Consider the following 18,023-nt stretch of genomic DNA (forward strand, 5'->3'; position numbering starts at 1 on the left):
TGAATTTTACCTGATTGACCTTGTGAGAATGCAAAGTCTTCAAACTTCAATGATTTCTGTTGTATAGGCTTATACCATTGGTAGTTTCACTAAATTACAATGTCATTGACTGGATTTGGATATAAAAACCACGACATAGAAATGTTGACGGATCGTAAGACTTACAATTTCAATCTCGATTTTAAATACCTGCCAGGTTATGCCTCGTTTTTATTGGATCATAAACTTGAGGAATATGTTGGCTACCAGCTTTGGTTAAGCCGGGAAATAAAGCTACCGGTGATGAAATTCCTGGAAAGCATGTCGGAACCAGCCCTGCAGGAACTGGTAACCACCAATGCAACAATTTTTCTAAACTATTTCAAGGAGAATAATGTGGCATCGCTGATTGCCGAATCTCTTCAGGAATGGCTTTCAGACAAAATTCCGTTGATCGACCGCTACAGCATTGTGGCAGCAGACATTACGCAGATTAGCTACATCCGTAAACAGGCCTTCCTGGAGTGTTTGCCTGCATATACCACTGATCCAGGCCTGGTAATTAAGATTGTAAAAGAAATCGATGTATATGTTGCCTACGCAGACCAAGGCGCGACGAGCACTTACATCAAACTACTTGAAGACAAGATTAACGAACATATTCATTTTGTAGAGAAGATTACGGCAACCACGCCTGGAACCATCTACGTTTATGATCTTGAAGCACAAAAAGAAATTTACAGCAACAACAAATTTCACGACCTGCCACTTGATGAAGCGGGTGATGTGAGGCAAAACAGTTCACACCAGGATGAAGCTGAAAGGCCCGGTACTATAAATGGCGTTCATCACAAAAAAATGTTTTACGAGGGGGTGGCGGACGGCATGACAATTTCGTACGAACACAGGCGCCGTGATTACCATGGTAATTATCGGTGGATAAGAAATTATGAGTCTGTTTTTAAAAGGGATAACAATGGATCAGTGGTTCAGGTTATCGGAATAGCGCTCGATATTGAAAATGAAAAGAAAATGGCAGATGAACTCCGGCAAAGGGAAGAACAGCTATTGGAGGCACAAAGTCTTGCTGAGATCGGGAGCTTCAATTGGAACCTGGTAACGGAAGAGTCCGACGTTACCCCACAACTCATGCAGATATTCGAATTGGAAAACCAGAAAAAATTGGGAGATTTTTTGGCAATGGTGCATCCCGGCGACCGGCATCTGGTAAACAAAGCATTACAGGAGGCGGTTAACGACACAGGACTTTATGATTGTGAATTCCGGTTCCTGGCCAAAAACAAGGAAAAGGTAATTTGGAGCAGGGGTATTGTAACCAAAGCTGAAGGACAAGATGCCGTGATGAAAGGAACAGTGATGGATGTGACGAATAGAAATCACATGATCCGTCAACTACAAAGAAGTGAGGAGCTCTACAAACAGGCGCAGTCGCTGACCCACCTTGGAAACTGGACCTACGAAGTAAGGTCGGGCAAAATCACCTGGACTGATGAGTTATTCCGGATATTTGGCCTTGAACCACAATCGGTAGAGATAAACATGGATCTTTTACTATCGTTTGTTCAGCAGCGGGATCAAGAATTTTTCCTGCAAACGGTTTCACGACACCTTGAGAGCTCACGTGCCGGTGATTACTTTATGCGTATTGTTCGCAGAGATGGAACAACCAGGATCCTGCACGTGAAGGCAGATGTGTTGCTAAGTAATGATGAAAAAGTTTATAAGCTCATTGGCACTGCTCAGGACGTAACCGAACAAAAGCTAAATGAAAGGCGACTGAGAGAAAGTCAAAACTTCAGCAGGAAAATAACTGATGCCACCCCATCAATTATCGCGGCTTATAATGTCAACACCGGGAAGTACCTGTTTATCAACCAGGCCTTCGAGAAGATCCTGGGCTATTCATCAGAAATGCTGCTTAGCCAGGGCGCAAAATTTCTTATCGACCGTATACATCCCGACGATCTTCAACCCCTGCTTGAGCTGAATACCCGGGTAATGGAAGAAGCAAACAATGACACGGCTTTAGCCAACGAAAGGGTTGTTGAATTTAAGTATCGCGTTCGCCATAGTAATGGAAGCTATCGCTGGCTGCATACTTATGGAACTGTCTTCGATAGAAATGAACAGAAAAAAGTAGAGCACATTCTAAATGTCTCCCTCGATATTACCGAACGGATTGAAGCAGAAGATAAGCTAAAAGAACAGGAACAACTCATTCAATATATTGCAGAGGCATCGCCAACTATCCTTTACCTGCTTGATCTTCCCACGCGCTCAATCGTTTATGTCAACAAAGAAATCACCCCGGTCCTGGGGTATAGTCCGGAGGAAATTCTGCAGATGAAGTCTGATGTGCTTGACCAGGTGTTTCACCAGGATGATGTTAAAAAGTTTGGTGAACTGGGTTCTCCGGGTGCCGAAACCGACATAAGGGAATATGAATGTAAGGTGCGGCAAAAAGGCGACGGATGGAAGTGTATGCTTGTACGTGAGATTGTGTTCAAGCGAAATGAGTTACAGCAGCCCTCCATGTTGTTGTGTGCAGCCCTTGATATTACGGAACGCAAGAGAATAGAAGATGCTTTATACGAAAAAACGATCGAGCTGCAGCAATCCAATGCAAATCTTGAGGAGTTTGCATATGTTGCCAGTCATGATCTAAAGGAGCCACTCAGGAAGATAGCCACATTTGGCGATCGGCTAATGCTGAATGAAGAGAATACGATGTCTGATGAAAGCCTTAGCTACCTGAATAAGATGATCGATTCTTCGCGGAGGATGCAGCGCATGATTGATGATCTGCTTTCCATTTCAATGATCACCGGCGAAAAAAATTATACAGATTGCAGCTTGATGAACATCCTCAAAGAGGTGCTTCAAACCCTGGAGTTTAAAATAGAAGAAAGTAAAGCAAGCATAACTTATGACGAACTGCCAAAAGCAAGGGTGAGTGAGTCGCAATTCAGGCAGCTGTTTCAGAACCTGATCAGCAATGCGCTTAAATTTAGCAAAAAAGAAACAACACCAGTAGTCCATATTGCTCACCAATACCTTGGCGAGAATGATAAAGAGCAGCTTCGACTATCGCGGAGCTTGCGATATCTTGAAATAAGTGTTACGGATAATGGAATTGGATTTGATGAAAAACACGCACAAAAAATCTTCACCATATTTCACCGGCTACATAATAAATCGGAATACGAAGGTACCGGGATTGGTCTGGCCATTTGTAAAAAGGTTGTCGAAAATCATGGCGGACTTATTATAGCAGAAAGTGTTTCAAACGTTGGTTCAAAATTCAGGATTATATTTCCGGTTAGCTAAGCCTGCAAGCTTCTTGTAAGTTTTAAGTCATCAGAAGAAATAAACAGAAACGACCATTCAGTATAAAACTGAATGGTCGTATTTTGTATGTACAGGGTTACTTACGAGACACCAAAAGGTGCTACCAGCGCAAGTACTTCTGCTGTCGTTAATGGTTCGTCAAAAGCCTCTGTTGCTGCATTAGCTGAGATCGGCAACCCGTTGATATTGGTAATCGTTATGCCAGCCTGCACCACATTACTCTCCGGGGTAGCTCCCCCATAATTGCCATTGGCTGCTGGTACTCCGGTATCGTTACCACCGGTGATATAAGGCTTAGTTGCGGGAGCTCCATTCGTCCGTCGCATATACCTGATCTTAGCTGCGTGACGTGCCTCTACCGCATGTATGCCAAGTGCTGCTGTGAGGTAAACTTTTTGTCCGGCTAATTCTCCTGCCCTGCCCTTGTAAGCACGCACACCTGTGTCTTCCAAAACCTGTGCTACTGCAAGAAAAACGGGATAGCTCGTGAAGACAGTAGGAAAGGTGTTTCCAGCAGTAAAATCATAAGCAGCTTTCTCTGCCACCGGTGTTGCACCAGCTGCTGTGATCACGGTTCTCAGAAAATCAACGTGTTTCTTTTCACTGTCCCTTATGGCTTCTATTGCCGTTCTTTCGGCGCCTGCAGTTATTGGTGCAAGTGCTGCGCCGCGTTCGTAAAAACGATATTCAAAGTGCTCAAGCGTAAGTGCGTATTGCAGCACGTTTATGATGCCCGCTGGTGTGGTTTGGCCATATGCTTTTTTAAACATTGAACCGATGGCCATTGGAGCAGCTACTATGGCCACCTTAGACCCAACCCGGAAGAAGTCTTTCATTGCTTTTCTTCTTGGACTTATCCGATCGTAAATTTCACCATCAACCTTTTCAATCTCGTCTAATATGTTTGCGATATTCATAATGATATTTTTAACCAGTTGGTAAATTGTTAGCGTTGATCTTTGTTTTAATATACATACCCGCAATTCCAAGAACCTCTGACGGAGTGCGTGAAATGTTTACAGAATTGTTGTCGACCTGGTCGCCAAGAAAAGTATTAGGACTCCTCAATTCGCGAATCAACGCTGCATGCCGGGCCTCAACTGAAACGATTTTGCCGGCAAGCAAAAGGTAATTGGTATCCTTAATCAGGTAGCCAGCACCATTATATGCGGTAACGCCAAGGTCCTCGAACGCCTGTGCTGTGCCCAGCACACTATCCCTGCTCATAAAATTTATGGTTGAGAAATCCACTTCCAGGCCGGGAATAGCATTATCGCCAAGTGCTCTTTTAAAGAACTCACGGTGGGCAATTTCATGATCACGTATATCCGTTAAGAATGCGAGTTCATTTGCAGAAATACTCGTGTAAGGTGTTAATACAGCCTGGGCATAAAAAGCCGCTTCTAATTGTTCAAGTGCATAGGCATAGTTAAGTATACCAAAGTCTCCACTGCCAAGATCAACGCCGTCGTTATTATCGTTTTTCTTACATGCAGCAGCCAACATGATTAATCCGGATGTTGCACCTGCATAGCCGAGAAATTTTCTGCGCGACACCTGTGCGTTTGGTGCGCCCTTAGGAGCAGGCATTACCGTTTCCAATGGTGTTTCTTTTGTCATAAAGATGGTTTTGAATGAATGTAATTTTTCCTGTAGGTTATGATGTTCTAACGATCTACGATAGATGTAAATCAATAGTTTGAATGAATACAAAAAATCGGATGAAAGCAAGCTGTATGCTTCCGCCATGGTTAACGTTTTAGCTTCTATTTGAAAGCTGGAGCCCAAAACATTTACGCCAACATTTTTTAAATTGATTACTGTATTATAGCCGTTAAATAAGCAGCAGTTTACAAAGCATTAGCACGCTTAATGGGTGATTGAAATCAACGCCAGTTCTTGTTCTTTCAACTTAATTACACCCATAATTGTATACGTAAAACAAGCCTGATGCCCCATGAACAATATAAGGTGGCAGGTAGTAGCGCTTTACCCAATATCGTTGACGGCTGACGAGCCGTTTTGGCGGAAGTTCTTTCTCTTGTACTGTTGTATGTAATGCTGCAGCATAACAATAATTACAAACAGAGCAGGTATCGCAAACATTACAACTTGTGCAGCCTAACAATTATTTTTGTTGATTACTAACCCACAAAAATTAAGTATGGCAAAGTATTCCAAAGCAGCTGCAAAAAAAGTAGCACAGGTAATGCATGAGCAAAAGATTGGCAATTTAAAGTCAGGATCAGGACAGAAGGTTACCAGTCGAAAACAGGCTATTGCAATAGCGCTTTCAGAGGCAAGGGAAGCTGGTGAAAAGGTTCCAAAAAAAGCACCTGCTAACAAGAGCGAAACTGCACCTAAGAAAACAACTGTAAAAAAACTGCAACTAAAAAAGCTGCAGCCACTAGATCTTCTCCCAAAAAGGTAGTTGCAAAAAAAGCGGCAACAAAGAAAGCTGCGCTAACCAATCCTGGCTCCAAAGAAAGAGCGATCAAAAAGGCAGGAACTAAGAAACCAGCTATCAAGCAAACAGCACATAAGAAGGCAGCAAATGATAAATCAGCAGCTCCAAAGTCTGCCACGAAAAAAGCTAAGCAAGCATCAAACTCACTCAGGAAATGATTGCCAGGTAAGATTAAAGTTGTAAAAGGAATTCTTGATACTTAGGAATAGCCGTAGCTGGGTCCGGCTATTCTTATTGTTGTTCAAGATTGGCCAGGCATGTCATAAGGTCTGCTGGTTTTTTAAAGATATCACCAAAGATGTCGCCAATTTCAGCCACACGTTTAGGGACAGTTTGGAAGGTAAAATCAAGAGGCGACAACCCTGGTTTGACTTCCTCCCAGCGCAGCGGGGTAGAAACTGTGGCTCCTTTTTTAGGCCGCATACTATATACACAGGCGATGGTCTGCCCTTTCCGGTTTTGTAGATAGTCCATGTAGATCTTATCCTTGCTTCTCTTACTTAAACTACGTTCAAGCGTTGTTATTTCCGGTAGTTCTTCACTCGCAAGCATACAAATCAGGTAAGCAAAATCCTTTACCTGTTCGTATGTATATTTCTTGCCCATGGGAACGTATACGTGCAAACCTGATGCACCCGAAGTTTTACAGATGCTGTAAGCACCAGCTTTATCTAGTATCTGTTTAACCGTTAATGCAGCTTCAACTACATGATCGAATGTGTTATTGTCTGAAGGGTCAATATCGATGATCATGTAATCAGGATTATCGAGATTTTTCACCGTGGAATGCCATGGATTGATTTCGATGCAACCCATATTATTCATATAAGTGAGCGTAGCCTGGTTGTTACAAAGTATATAATCAATGGTCTTTTTTGCAGAGTCAGAATACAGGCCAATGCTCTTGACAAAATCAGGTGCTTCGTTGCCCGCATCTTTATGAAAAAAACCTTTTGAATTAATCCCGTTAGGGGTCCGCATCAATGACTCAGGCCGATCTTTTAAATAGGGAAGAATAAATTCTCCCATGTTTATATAATAGTCAATTACATCCCCCTTTGTCACGCCCTCATCGGGGAAGAAAATTTTTTGCCTGTTTGTTGTTTTGAATTTTATCTTTCCGAAAGTGATGATCTTATCATTCGTTTTTTCGTCGGGTGGTTCGGCAACGGGGATCTTATTTCCGGCGTTTTCAGATGCTGGATCAGCTGTTTCAGTAACGGACTTTTCTTTTGTTTTCGCTGCTACTTCTGTAGCTGCTTTCACCGGTTTGGTGGCCTTAGGGGTTGTTTTTTTAGCCGGTTTTGCTGTTTCTTCGCTGGTTGACTTTGCCGCTTTTAACTTCTTGGGAGGTACTGGTGCAACTGCGGAGGCATTGGATTTATCGTTTGATTTTGTTGCTTTCGCAGGTTGCTGACCAACCAGCCTTGAGGGAACTTGCTTATCGTTCATGGTAGCTTCGTTTGGCGATTTATCTTCCCGTAAGCGCAGGAATATTGGATGCCTCATTTTTCCATCAGACGTGATTTCTGCGAACTTCATTTCTGCAACCAACACGGGCTTGACCCAGGTTACGGGCATGTTTGTTTTCACCCGCTCAGCAAACGGAGATGCTTCCTGAATTAGCGGCTGCAGCTTGTCCCACATCATTTTCAAGTTCTCCTGGTCAAAGCCGGACCCGGTGTGACCGATGTATTCCAGTTTGCCGTCCTGCATCATTCCCAAAACGAGCGCACCGAAATATTTTCTTCCACCCCTGGGTGCGGTAAATCCGCAGATTATTGCTTCATCACTTTTATGGTGTTTTATCTTTAACCACTCGTTTGTTCGTTTACCCGGATAGTAGAGGCTTTCCGATTTTTTTGCAATGACCCCTTCCAGATCTTTTTCCTTTGCTACTTCAAAAAAAGACTCACCTTCTTCCAACACATGATCGGAATATTTAATCACCTGGCTTTCGATAAATATATCCCGCAACAATTCTTTCCGTTGAATCAAGGGCATCGAGTAAAGGTCATTGCCGTTTAAGCGCAAGAGATCAAACACGTAATAAAGGATTGGCAAATGCCGGTTCTCGTCGAAGTGTTGCAGCTTCTGAAATTCGGGATTGCCTTCTTCGTTAAATACAACAATTTCACCGTCTACCACCGCCTCCACGTCCCATTTTTTCAATTCCTGTACAACTTCGGGGTATTTATCAAGGAATGAATTTCCATTCCGTGAATAGAGTTGCAAACCTTTCGAACCAAGTTCAGCTATAGCACGATAGCCGTCCCATTTAATTTCAAACAACCAATCCGCATCGCTAAATGGTTGATCAGTTTCCTTGGCAAGCATAGCAGGAACATAGTCATCCAATTTCCTGGAGTCCTTAGCTTTTGTTTTCGTTGCTTTCGCTGGCGGGGCCGGTTCCGGAACTATAGGAGGGCTTTTTTTTTTGAACCTGATTTCTGTTGTTTGAGCCATTCATTTATCGGAGAGTCTTCATCGGTGAGATCTTCGCTGGAGTATGGTTTGGAAACCGCGTGTTTATCGTTGTGCTTAATCAACAACCAGGTGTTTTCTTCTTCTCTGCCTTTTATTTTGACCAATGCAAATTCTCCTTTTAACTTGCTTCCATTGAGGGCAACTTTCAAGTTTCCCGCTTTAAGTCCTGCCTTGAGGTTTTTCACTGCCGTAGTAAAATCTGAATTGTCGATGTCGGTATATGTTCCCTGGTCCCAAATTTCCACAATGCCGGCACCGTAACCGGAGGGAATCACTCCTTCAAAATTTTTGTAATCGTAAGGATGATCTTCGACCATCATGGCCAGTCGCTTATCTGCGGGGTTCATCGACGGCCCTTTCGGCACGGCCCAGCTTTTTAAAACACCTTCAAGCTCCAGCCTGAAATCGTAATGCAATCGTGAAGCCTTGTGACGCTGGATAACAAAAATAAGTTGATCGCCGCTTTTTGAGGTAGCGCCCGTGGGTTCAGGTGACTCCTTGAAGTTTCGTTTGTTTTTATACTCAGATAAACCCATGTTGCCGGGTGTTTAGGTTGCTTTAAGCCTGTTAAATGATAATTTAAGCCCTATGACGCTTTCTTTTTCTTTCCATCAAGACTTGCCTTAAGTTGAGAAAACAGGTCTTCTTTTGCGCTGTGAACCACCTTCATTTGCGTTGCCTTAGGCTTCACACCTTTAGCTTTGTCCTGTATCAGTTTAAGAAGTTGCTCGGTATAAGTGTCTTTGTACGCGGAGATATCGAACTTTGACGTAAGCTGGTTAATCAAAGAGATAGCCATTTCAAGTTCAGCTTTTTTGATTTCTGGCTTTTCAGGTAGCTTTAATTCTTCAGGGTCACGTATTTCCTCTGCAAATCGTATCCGGTTTAGAACAATGACTTTTTCGTTTGCTCTTAATATAGCAAGCCCTTCTTTGCTTCGCATCACAAAGGTGGCAATACCTACCTTTTTCGTTTTTCTCAATGCCTCGCGCAGTAAAGCGTAAGCACGTTCGCCAGATTTATCCGGTTCCAGGTAATAAGGTGTTTCGAAGTAGACACTATCGATTTCATCTTCATTCACAAAATCGGAAATTTCGATGGTCTTGGTCTTTTTGGCATTTGCGCTTTCAAAGTCTTTATCCGTAAGAATCACGTATTGATCGTCCAGTTTATAACCTTTCACAATACTTTCCCAGGTAACCTCTTTACCTGTGCTTTCATTTACACGCTTATATTTGATATGCGACATATCGTTTTTGTCGAGCATATCAAGATCAAGTTCGCTTCTTTGCGTAGCGCTATACATTTTAACGGGAATGTTTACCAATCCAAACCCTATAGCACCCGTCCAAATCGGTCTCATAACAACGTGTTTTAAGAATGGTGAGCATATTAGATACCGGTTTTTTGCCTGGTAAACCAGGTGAAGAATTCCCGTTCTAAATATTACAACCTGGCTGCCGCATCAAAACAAACGCATTTGCCTGCTACAAAGTAGCTGAAAGCCAATCCATTGAAAACGCACAACTGCTTGCTGCTGGTAATTACTAAAGTATTGTGCCCGTTTCAGGATCAGCCAAGAGGCCTGGTTAGCAGTGCACGATTACTAAACGTAGAATTATCTCTACACCGCTGCAAGACAAATTCGTTTACTTAGCCGGTGGCGAAATTGGTTTTAAGTTACTTAGTGCCGGTCCATTCATAACTACTCCGTTGCAGTCGAACCTGGAGCCATGACAAGGACAATCAAATGAATTTTCGTCGTCATTCCAATGTACAATACATCCAAGATGAGGACACACTGCCGAGAATGTTTGTACTATCCCTGCTTCAGTTTTGTATGCTGCAACCTTGTTAAGTCCTTTTCCTACTACAGCACCCTGACCGGGTTGTAGCTCCTCAGCGGATTTGATTTTGGCTGGTTTAATTAAATCTGTGTACTGAGCTGCCATGTTTGCGCCTTCCTTCAAGAAGTCGCCTGTAGCTTTGAGCGAAATTCTTGATGGGGAATAGAGTTTTTCATAGGGTGTGTCAATACCAAGGATAAGGTCAGACACCAGCATTCCACCCAATGTTCCGTTTGTCATACCATTGCCTGAGTCGCCGGTAATGATATAAATGTGCTTGTCACCTGGGTTTAACCCGAGAAATGGCAAGAGGTCTACGGGTTCCATAACCTGACCCGACCAACGGTACTTAACTTCCTGCATTGCAGTAAAACGCAGCTTAGCCCAGTTTTCAAGATTTCGGTAGCGCTCTTCCTGCGAAAGATCCTCTTCATCGTGTTGCCCGGTTTTATGATCCTGGCCACCTACAATCAAAAGATCATTTGTTTCATCATAAGCCTGTAGCCGGGCGTAAGTATATGGCTGGTTCACCCATTTCGATTCACGATCACCCGTGTCCCACCACAGGGCATGCTGAACAGTTCCTTTCGGGATCGTTGCTGCAATTACATAAGTTCTATAAGGATGTTGTTTGGTGTGAATGGTCACCCGGTCGTTTACTGGCGTATTGGTGGCAACCACAACTTCTTTTGCTGTAATCCTAAATCCGTTAGCCACTACTTCATGCTCCTTTATTTCGGTAGCGTGTGTTTTGGTATAAATGGTATTACCAAGTGCGGTGATTGCTTTTGCAAGACCAGTTACATATTTAAGTGGGTGAAACTGCGCCTGCCCCGGAAATCTTAAGGCTGGTCCTTTCTCATAGGCAAGGCCAGGAATCGCATCAACAAAGCTCGACTCGATTCCTGCTTTATTTGATGCGTTATATTCTTCTTCCAGCGTTTTTATTTCATCGGTTGGATGCAAAAACAAATATCCATCGAGGATCTCGTGCTCGCAGCCGATAGACTCCTTTGCGACAACGTCGGCGATAAACTGCATGGCATCAACCTGGCTTTCTGCCGCAAGTTTGGCATTTTCTTCACCGTGCATTTTGGCAATTTCGAAATAAAAATCATCAAGTTCTTTGGCAATGTGTGCAGTGGTTCTGCCGGTTTCGCCACTGGCGATTTCGCCATCATCTATTACCACTACTTTACGCCCCGCAGTTGCAAGGCAATATGCAGCGGTTAAGCCCGAGATGCCTGCACCGATAATTAGTACATCTGTATCAAGGTCGTTTGCGAGCGGCGTAAAAGATTGCCTTTCGACGCTGTCGATCCAAAAACTCAAATGTGTGCCCGAGGTACTTGTTGTATTCTGTTCTAAAGATTCATTTATCATAGCAAGTAGATTGTTTATCAAAAGAGTCAATTCATATGCCATCTAACTTTTTTACCGCTATAGCTCCAGGGAAACAGTTGTATAATTGCCTGGTCTGGATGGCATGGTTTTATCTCTATTCTTCTAAACAGCATAGCTTCTCAAACCTTAATTCTCCATTTTTAAATTTATCATGATGACACCTTTAAAACGGAATATGGGCCATCAGCTTACCCAATCAGAATTGGACCAGGATGTACCCGAAAACGCGAATGATTTGACCGGAACCGCATTTATTAGCGACGACCAGCAAAGTAACGATTATGTAATTTCAGCTGTGATCGGCGGCAATAACGCAGATGATGAGGACCTTGATGATGAAGATCTTGACGACGACGACCTGGATGATGATGATGACCTGGATGTGGATGAGATAGATGTAGTGGAGGGTGATGATGACGAAGGCGTAACAGAGGTCGTACCAACAGACGATGATCTGGACGATGATGATTTATTGGATGACGATGACGACGATGATGATGACGATGATGTTGTTTAGTTAACAACATGGTAGTTTATATTAAAACAAGCTAAAAAAAGCGCCTTGATTAAGGGCGCTTTTTTTTGCTTACCAGGAATTGGCTCACCTCGGCAATTACCTGGTTGGCGAAATCAACCTGCGTTTCGAAACCGTCGGGCCTGGATGATGTGATTTGCTTTTCGAGAACTACTTCGTATCTAAAAGATAGCGCAAAAAACGCGTGCAATCCCTCTTCTTCACACTCAGGAACAATAGATGCGTAACCCGTAATGCCGATGCCATAATCGCTTAGAAAAAGTTTACTTACTTCAACAGCCAGCTTCCTGGCTACTGTCTCATCGACGCTATTGACTTTTTGTGCGTGAATAGGTTCGACATTAAGATGGCGACACTTCTGCCCGACGTTATACGCCGTTAATCCACCCTGGAAATATTGTGAAGCATCCATTCCTAAAGACATTGCAGCTTGCAGGTGACCTGAAGTAACGCTTTCAGCAACGGCGATCGTAAGCACATGCTCTTTCAGGTAAGCGCCAATCTGGTCAGCGGAGTTTTGGTCGTACATTTTATTAGGTTTATTTAGGTTAACGTATTAACGACATTGTGGATAGCGGGATTAGAATAGCGGTATAAAAAAAAAGTCAGCCGTTAGGCTGACCCTTTTTGGACAAGCTTTAAATTATGCTTCTTCATCTTCTTCGTCTTCTTCGCCGCCATCACCTTCAGTTCCTTCATCCTCCTGTTCAGCACCGATGTTAATTTTTGTTTCCGCAATCTGGGTTAGTAATTCGTCTGTTCTTTTTTCTTCATCAAGTGTTTGACCCAACAGGTTTTTCACTTCTTCAAGTCCAAGCGTTTTTGCCAGTTGAGCAAGGCTACCGTAGCTTGCGATCTCGTAGTGTTCTACTTTTTGAGCAGCCATGATCAAACCTACATCACGCGTCATCGTACCGCTTTGGGTATCCTCTATGATGCTTTCTGCTTCTTTAATGATCCCATCCATAGCCTCGCACTTTTTACCCTGTGCCCTTTTACCCATGCTTTGGAATACTTGCTCTAAACGTGCGACTTGTTGTTTTGTTACTTCAGTATGCTCTTCAAATGTTGTTTTAAGATCGTCAGTTGTTGCTGCTTTCCTAAGTCTTGGAAGTGTTTTCACAAGAGCTTTTTCAGCATAGTAAATATCTTTCAGGGAGTCGTAAAACAATTTTTCCAACAATGGTCCCTGGTCTACCGTATTGTTATAAGAAGCTGCCTTTGCTGCTTTCTTTGGAGCGGCAGATTTAGCAGATGCTTTAGGAGCAGCCGATTTTGCCGAAGCCTTAGGAGCAGCCGACTTTGCAGATGCTTTTGGAGCAGCTGATTTAGCAGCAGCCTTTGGAGCAGCGGCTTTAGCTCCTTTCGGACCGCTTGATTTGGGAGGTGCTTTTTTAGTTTGCTTTGCCATAATATAGATTTTACTGGTTAATAATTACGTCAACAACAGAAAAATTAATGCCACTGATTATTAATCAGTTCTATTTTACATGATGAAAATATTCCACATGTAAATGAAGGATTAGCTTCAAGGCACTTTGCAGCGCAATAATCTTTTACATCACGAATGAAGTATAATAAAAGTTCAGCACTATTGAAATCCTTTCTGCACCACTTCATAAGTGAAGATGGGTTTCACCTGCCACCGGGCAAAGCAGGAACGTGAGATTGGAAGAAATCTACCCTGGCAATAATAGGCGATGTTGTTAAACTAAATCCCGGAAAACGTTCGCTCAATAGCATTACCCAAAGTACAAGAGTGCGACGCAAGGATGTTAAATAGTCCAACTTCAGCCTGGTCCAAAAAAAAATCCGAAACACCTATCGGCAACCAGGTCCTCCGTGCCGGGCAAAAGAAAATACAAGGGAAAGGATGTTAAAGTGCGTTCGGTAAATAGACCAATTTACTGGTGCAAAAAAGCCTGCCCGCACATTACCGGAGCACTGCTGAAGGTACATCGGTTGTAATTCAGCGGCAGGCACGAGTTACTTTTTGTAGTTGTTGATTTCTTTAATACTGGAAACCGCCGTGATGTTTAATGGCCCATACAGGTGTGGGAACACATCGTTACTTGCGGGCACGTATTCATACTTTAGTATAGCCTCAAGTAGGTTGGTGTTGATTTCGAGTTGCAGCAGTTCGCCGGCACCTGCAAAATAGCGGGCTAACACGCCCTCGATCTGGGTGGCGGTACAGCAATGTATAAACCCTTCACTTTCCAAAGACGGGTGTAAATAGAAGCCATCCCGCTGGTTGTTAAGCCAGCTTTTTTCATTGGTTATATGGAAAACCTTTTCGGTCACAAGCTATGCAGATTGATAGACCCTTGGGATCTTTTGTTCCAGCATCATCAGGTCGGCAAGCACTATTGCGGTAACTGCTTCCAATACCACCGGAACCCTTAGTGCTATGCATAAATCGTGACGGCCACGTACAGCAAACGGTTCTACCTGGCCGGTTTGCCAGTTCAATGTGTTCTGTTCTTTGGGGGTTGATGAGGTAGGTTTTATGGCGATCCGAAAGATAAGTTCGTTTCCGTTTGTGATACCACCTACAACACCGCCAGCATGATTCGTTGAAGTCAGTCCATCCATATTTTCGATAGGATCGTTGTGCTGGCTGCCAAACATTCGTGCGGACCAGAAACCTGTACCAAACTCTATTCCGCGAACGGCCGGAATAGCAAACACCGCATGACTTAAAACCGATTCAACAGAGTCGAAAAATGGCTCCCCCAAACCAACCGGCAAACCTGCTACCATACATTCAACGATACCGCCAATACTGTCTTTTGCTTCAATCGCCTTTTGGAGTCCTTTTTCAATATCTGTTTCACCCCCTGCTTCTGTAACGAAAGCCCTCACCTGGATACCGGGCGAGTGTGGCAGTGGAGCAGCCAGGATACGTTTCGCGATGACACCGGCAGCAACAAGGGCTACAGTAAGGCGACCGCTGAAATGACCTCCGCCGCGGTAGTCTTCGTTACCACCATACTTTTTACTGGCGACAAAATCTGCATGACCGGGCCTTGGAACATCCCGCTGTTTCTGGTAGTCGCCACTGCGGGTATTGTTGTTTTCGAAAAGTATGGTTATCGGCGCACCGGTAGTTTTGCTTTCGAAAACACCACTTTTAAAGAAAACCTTGTCTTCCTCTTTCCTGGGTGTTGTTCCTTTGGAGCCTCCTTTACGGCGCTCGATATCTACTTCAAAATCTTCGGCAGTAAGCGGCAGGCCGGCAGGACAACCATCGATATTTATGCCTACTGACTCACCATGTGATTCACCAAATATATTTACCCGGAATAAGCGTCCAAATGTGTTCATAATAGTATTCGATAACTGTGGAAATAAATTTAACCCAATTGGAAGAAAAATCGTGGTTCCGTGACATGTATCCAACTGAGGGCTAACACCGGCCTGAAACACCATCCTTTCAATTGCAACAATCAAAACCTGATTCAAGGAATTGGCGCCTACTCCTTACTTTCCTTTACAATCGTAACCTTTGCACCAATTGCCTGCAGGTCGTCGAAGAAGTCGGGGTACGACTTATTAATTGCATCGGCAGCCAGAACCTCTACCCGCCCGTTTGCACGTAAGCCAGCCACTGCACAAGCCATAGCAATCCTGTGATCATGCCGGGAGTGAACGGTATTACCTTTAACGGCTGATGAACCCGTGATGAGCATATCGTCGTTAACAAGCCTGATTTCAACACCGAGCTTACCAAATTCTTCCTGCAGCGTTTGCGCGCGATTGCTTTCTTTATGGGTTAGTCTTGAAATACCCCGTATGGCAGTTGTGCCGTTACAGAAAGCAGCTAATGCAACAAGTGGAGGAAACAAGTCAGGACAATCTGTTGCATCGAAGACAAATGACTTAAGTGAAGCGGGTTGGAGGATAATTTGATTGTTATCTATGCTAATGTTTGCGCCGGAGTCTTGTACCGCCTGCAAAACAGCTCTATCCGCCTGTGTTGAGTTTAGATCAAGGCCCTGGATGACAAGTTTGTTACCAGCTATTGCCCCGGCTACGAGCAGGAATGCAGCCCCACTCCAATCACCCTCTACCTGGTAAGTCTGCGGCGAGTAACCAACTGCCTGTGGTTCGAAATAAAATATTTGATAATTGTCGTGCGTAACCTTTCGACCAAAGTGTGCCATCACACTTAGAGTAAGATCGATGTAAGGCTTGCTCTTGAGTTCGTTTACTTTGATCGCCACGGGCTCATGCACTCCTGCACCAAATGCCATTAGCAATCCGGTTAAAAACTGTGAACTAAGAGAGCCGTCAATTTCAACAGGAGATGGCTGTAGGGGTCCTTTTATGTGAATGGGCAACTTGCCCCCGTTTGATTGAACATCGATGTTTAACAAGGGAAATATTTCATCGAAGAAATCCATCGGTCTATTCAAGAGGCTACCCGTGCCGGTAATCGTCAAAGCTTTGTCGCTTAAGGCGGCTATAGGGGCAAACATTCGTATACCAAGCCCACTTTCACCACAATTGATCTCTGCACTTACTGGCTTTACCCCGTTTGAAGTTATTAGCAAGGAACCATCTGGCTGATGACTGACTGTTGCTCCTAATTTCGTAATTACGTCAAGGGCAGCTAAGTCGTCGTTGCTGACACCAGCATTCAATATATGGGATGTTCCGACTGCCAGCAAAGCCGCTGCACATGCGCGCTGCATACTACTTTTACTTGCGGGTGCGTCGATGGTTCCGGTAACTTCAGCGTTTTCGATATAGACTGTCATTGAAATATTCTCTTTATAAACTTCTGACCATTTCGTCGAGTTCGGCAAACTGTAATACCACTGTTCTCGCCTTACCTATTTTGTCTAAAACAACATAGCTTATGGCGTCATTGTCCTTCTTTTTATCAGATCTCAAAATGCGCAATGCTTCATCTTTGTCGAACTGGAAATCCGGTGGTAGACCATACTTTTTCAAAACCGTTTTCACGGCGTCAGTATCGCGAAACCCGGTAATCTTTGTTGATACATTGCAGGCAACACCCATTCCGATACTTACTGCATGACCATGCGGTATTTTATACAGGTTCTCAATTGCATGCCCCATGGTATGACCGAAGTTCAATAGTTTTCTATCTCCATTTTCAAACTCGTCTGATATAACCACTTTGGTTTTTATCAGTACGTTTTTAAGAATAAGACTTTGAAGCAGCTTTTCATCTTTCCTGAAACTGCCCAGGTTGTTCTCCTGGAGCAACTTAAACATTTTTGCATCTTTTATACAGGCATGTTTGATCACCTCTGCAAAACCATTGATCCATTCTTCTTTCGGTAATGTTTTCAGAAACGAAAAGTCGAAGAGCAAAAAAGACGGCTGACGTATTAAACCCACAAGGTTTTTGTAAACACCTACGTCTACCCCATTTTTACCCCCGATGGCGGCATCAACGATTGAAAGTATCGAGGTGGGAACAAAACCACATTTAATACCCCGCATATAAACTCCGGCTACATAGCCCGCAAGATCAGTAACTACTCCGCCACCAACGCCGATGATCACCGATTTTCGATCTGCTCCCATTTCGATCAACTGATTGATCACGTTGTCGACGGTGGATTGAACTTTGTATTGCTCGCCAGCTTGCAAGACAATTACCTTCCACCCAGCGAATCTTTTGCGATGACTTTTGTATATATTTTCATCTGTAATGATGATGCCTTTTTCTATGGGTACCAACTTACTTAGGTCAGCAAAGGAGGCATTAAACAAGTAGTCTACTGTCGACGAGGAAAATGTGTATGATCGTTTGGTCATATTGCAGAAAGCTTTCCGGAGATTAGAACAGTTTTCGGTTTTTCCGGGTAAACTGCGCCTGAAAAATGTGCCAAATGTATGTCTTTGGCCGCAATTGAATTTCAAATACAAGCATCAATAAAAAAGCCGGGCAAGCAAT

General features: G+C 43.6%; 15 protein-coding genes. 3 read left to right on the top strand and 12 right to left on the bottom strand.

Going from position 1 to position 18,023, the window contains the following annotated elements:
• The first annotated feature begins 99 nt into the window (after window positions 1–99).
• On the top strand, window positions 100–3,327 hold the full coding sequence (locus tag EXU57_RS03380; RefSeq protein ID WP_133266737.1) for a PAS domain-containing protein: 3,228 nt from the start codon (window positions 100–102) through the stop codon (window positions 3,325–3,327).
• 101 nt (window positions 3,328–3,428) lie between these two features.
• On the opposite strand, the gene EXU57_RS03385 is transcribed toward EXU57_RS03380, so the two are convergent.
• A complete protein-coding gene (locus EXU57_RS03385) occupies window positions 3,429–4,265 on the bottom strand; it encodes a ferritin-like domain-containing protein (protein WP_133266738.1) in 837 nt (278 codons plus the stop codon).
• A 10-nt stretch (window positions 4,266–4,275) separates the two neighbouring features.
• On the bottom strand, window positions 4,276–4,968 hold the full coding sequence (locus EXU57_RS03390) for a ferritin-like domain-containing protein (RefSeq protein ID WP_133266739.1): 693 nt from the start codon (window positions 4,966–4,968) through the stop codon (window positions 4,276–4,278).
• Between the two features lie 544 nt (window positions 4,969–5,512).
• Between EXU57_RS03390 and EXU57_RS03395 the strand changes: the two genes are divergently transcribed.
• The gene (locus tag EXU57_RS03395; RefSeq protein WP_133266740.1) at window positions 5,513–5,779 is read left to right on the top strand and encodes a DUF6496 domain-containing protein; all 267 of its coding nucleotides are present in this window, start codon (window positions 5,513–5,515) and stop codon (window positions 5,777–5,779) included.
• Between the two features lie 267 nt (window positions 5,780–6,046).
• Here the strand turns inward: EXU57_RS03395 and ligD are convergent, their stop codons facing one another.
• The 4 genes from ligD to EXU57_RS03415 all read right to left on the bottom strand — a co-directional run bounded on the left by ligD (window position 6,047) and on the right by EXU57_RS03415 (window position 11,532).
• Complete coding sequence (gene ligD / locus EXU57_RS03400; protein ID WP_133266741.1) at window positions 6,047–8,281, bottom strand: DNA ligase D; 2,235 nt, start codon at window positions 8,279–8,281, stop codon at window positions 6,047–6,049.
• Window positions 8,233–8,838, bottom strand: coding sequence for a DNA polymerase ligase N-terminal domain-containing protein (locus EXU57_RS03405; protein ID WP_133266742.1), 606 nt, complete (start codon window positions 8,836–8,838; stop codon window positions 8,233–8,235). Before EXU57_RS03405 ends, ligD begins: the two co-directional genes overlap by 49 nt.
• 50 nt (window positions 8,839–8,888) lie before the next feature.
• Complete coding sequence (locus EXU57_RS03410) at window positions 8,889–9,665, bottom strand: Ku protein (RefSeq protein ID WP_133266743.1); 777 nt, start codon at window positions 9,663–9,665, stop codon at window positions 8,889–8,891.
• Window positions 9,666–9,951: 286 nt separating this feature from the next.
• Window positions 9,952–11,532, bottom strand: a complete 1,581-nt coding sequence (locus tag EXU57_RS03415; RefSeq protein ID WP_133266744.1) for an FAD-dependent oxidoreductase — start codon at window positions 11,530–11,532, stop codon at window positions 9,952–9,954.
• A gap of 172 nt (window positions 11,533–11,704) precedes the next feature.
• On the opposite strand from EXU57_RS03415, the gene EXU57_RS24970 reads away from it, so the two are divergent.
• Window positions 11,705–12,070, top strand: coding sequence for a hypothetical protein (locus tag EXU57_RS24970; protein WP_165958015.1), 366 nt, complete (start codon window positions 11,705–11,707; stop codon window positions 12,068–12,070).
• Between the two features lie 49 nt (window positions 12,071–12,119).
• Here EXU57_RS24970 and EXU57_RS03425 read toward each other — a convergent pair whose 3' ends face one another.
• The 6 genes from EXU57_RS03425 to aroB all read right to left on the bottom strand — a co-directional run bounded on the left by EXU57_RS03425 (window position 12,120) and on the right by aroB (window position 17,884).
• Complete coding sequence (locus tag EXU57_RS03425) at window positions 12,120–12,617, bottom strand: CinA family protein (protein WP_133266745.1); 498 nt, start codon at window positions 12,615–12,617, stop codon at window positions 12,120–12,122.
• Between the two features lie 114 nt (window positions 12,618–12,731).
• A complete protein-coding gene (locus tag EXU57_RS03430) occupies window positions 12,732–13,499 on the bottom strand; it encodes a ferritin-like domain-containing protein (protein ID WP_133266746.1) in 768 nt (255 codons plus the stop codon).
• Between the two features lie 575 nt (window positions 13,500–14,074).
• On the bottom strand, window positions 14,075–14,392 hold the full coding sequence (locus EXU57_RS03435) for a DUF952 domain-containing protein (RefSeq protein ID WP_133266747.1): 318 nt from the start codon (window positions 14,390–14,392) through the stop codon (window positions 14,075–14,077).
• A gap of 3 nt (window positions 14,393–14,395) precedes the next feature.
• Window positions 14,396–15,415 carry a chorismate synthase gene (locus EXU57_RS03440; protein ID WP_133266748.1) on the bottom strand — a complete coding sequence of 340 codons (1,020 nt, stop codon included), beginning with the start codon at window positions 15,413–15,415 and terminating at the stop codon, window positions 14,396–14,398.
• 149 nt (window positions 15,416–15,564) lie between these two features.
• Entirely contained in the window at window positions 15,565–16,851 is a 1,287-nt protein-coding gene (gene aroA, locus EXU57_RS03445; RefSeq protein WP_133266749.1) for a 3-phosphoshikimate 1-carboxyvinyltransferase, read from the bottom strand.
• A 13-nt stretch (window positions 16,852–16,864) separates the two neighbouring features.
• Window positions 16,865–17,884: a 3-dehydroquinate synthase gene (aroB, locus tag EXU57_RS03450; RefSeq protein WP_133266750.1), complete on the bottom strand. Its 1,020-nt coding sequence runs from the start codon at window positions 17,882–17,884 to the stop codon at window positions 16,865–16,867.
• Window positions 17,885–18,023: the final 139 nt, after the last annotated feature.

Source organism: Segetibacter sp. 3557_3 (genome assembly GCF_004354985.1).
Lineage (GTDB): Bacteria > Bacteroidota > Bacteroidia > Chitinophagales > Chitinophagaceae > Segetibacter.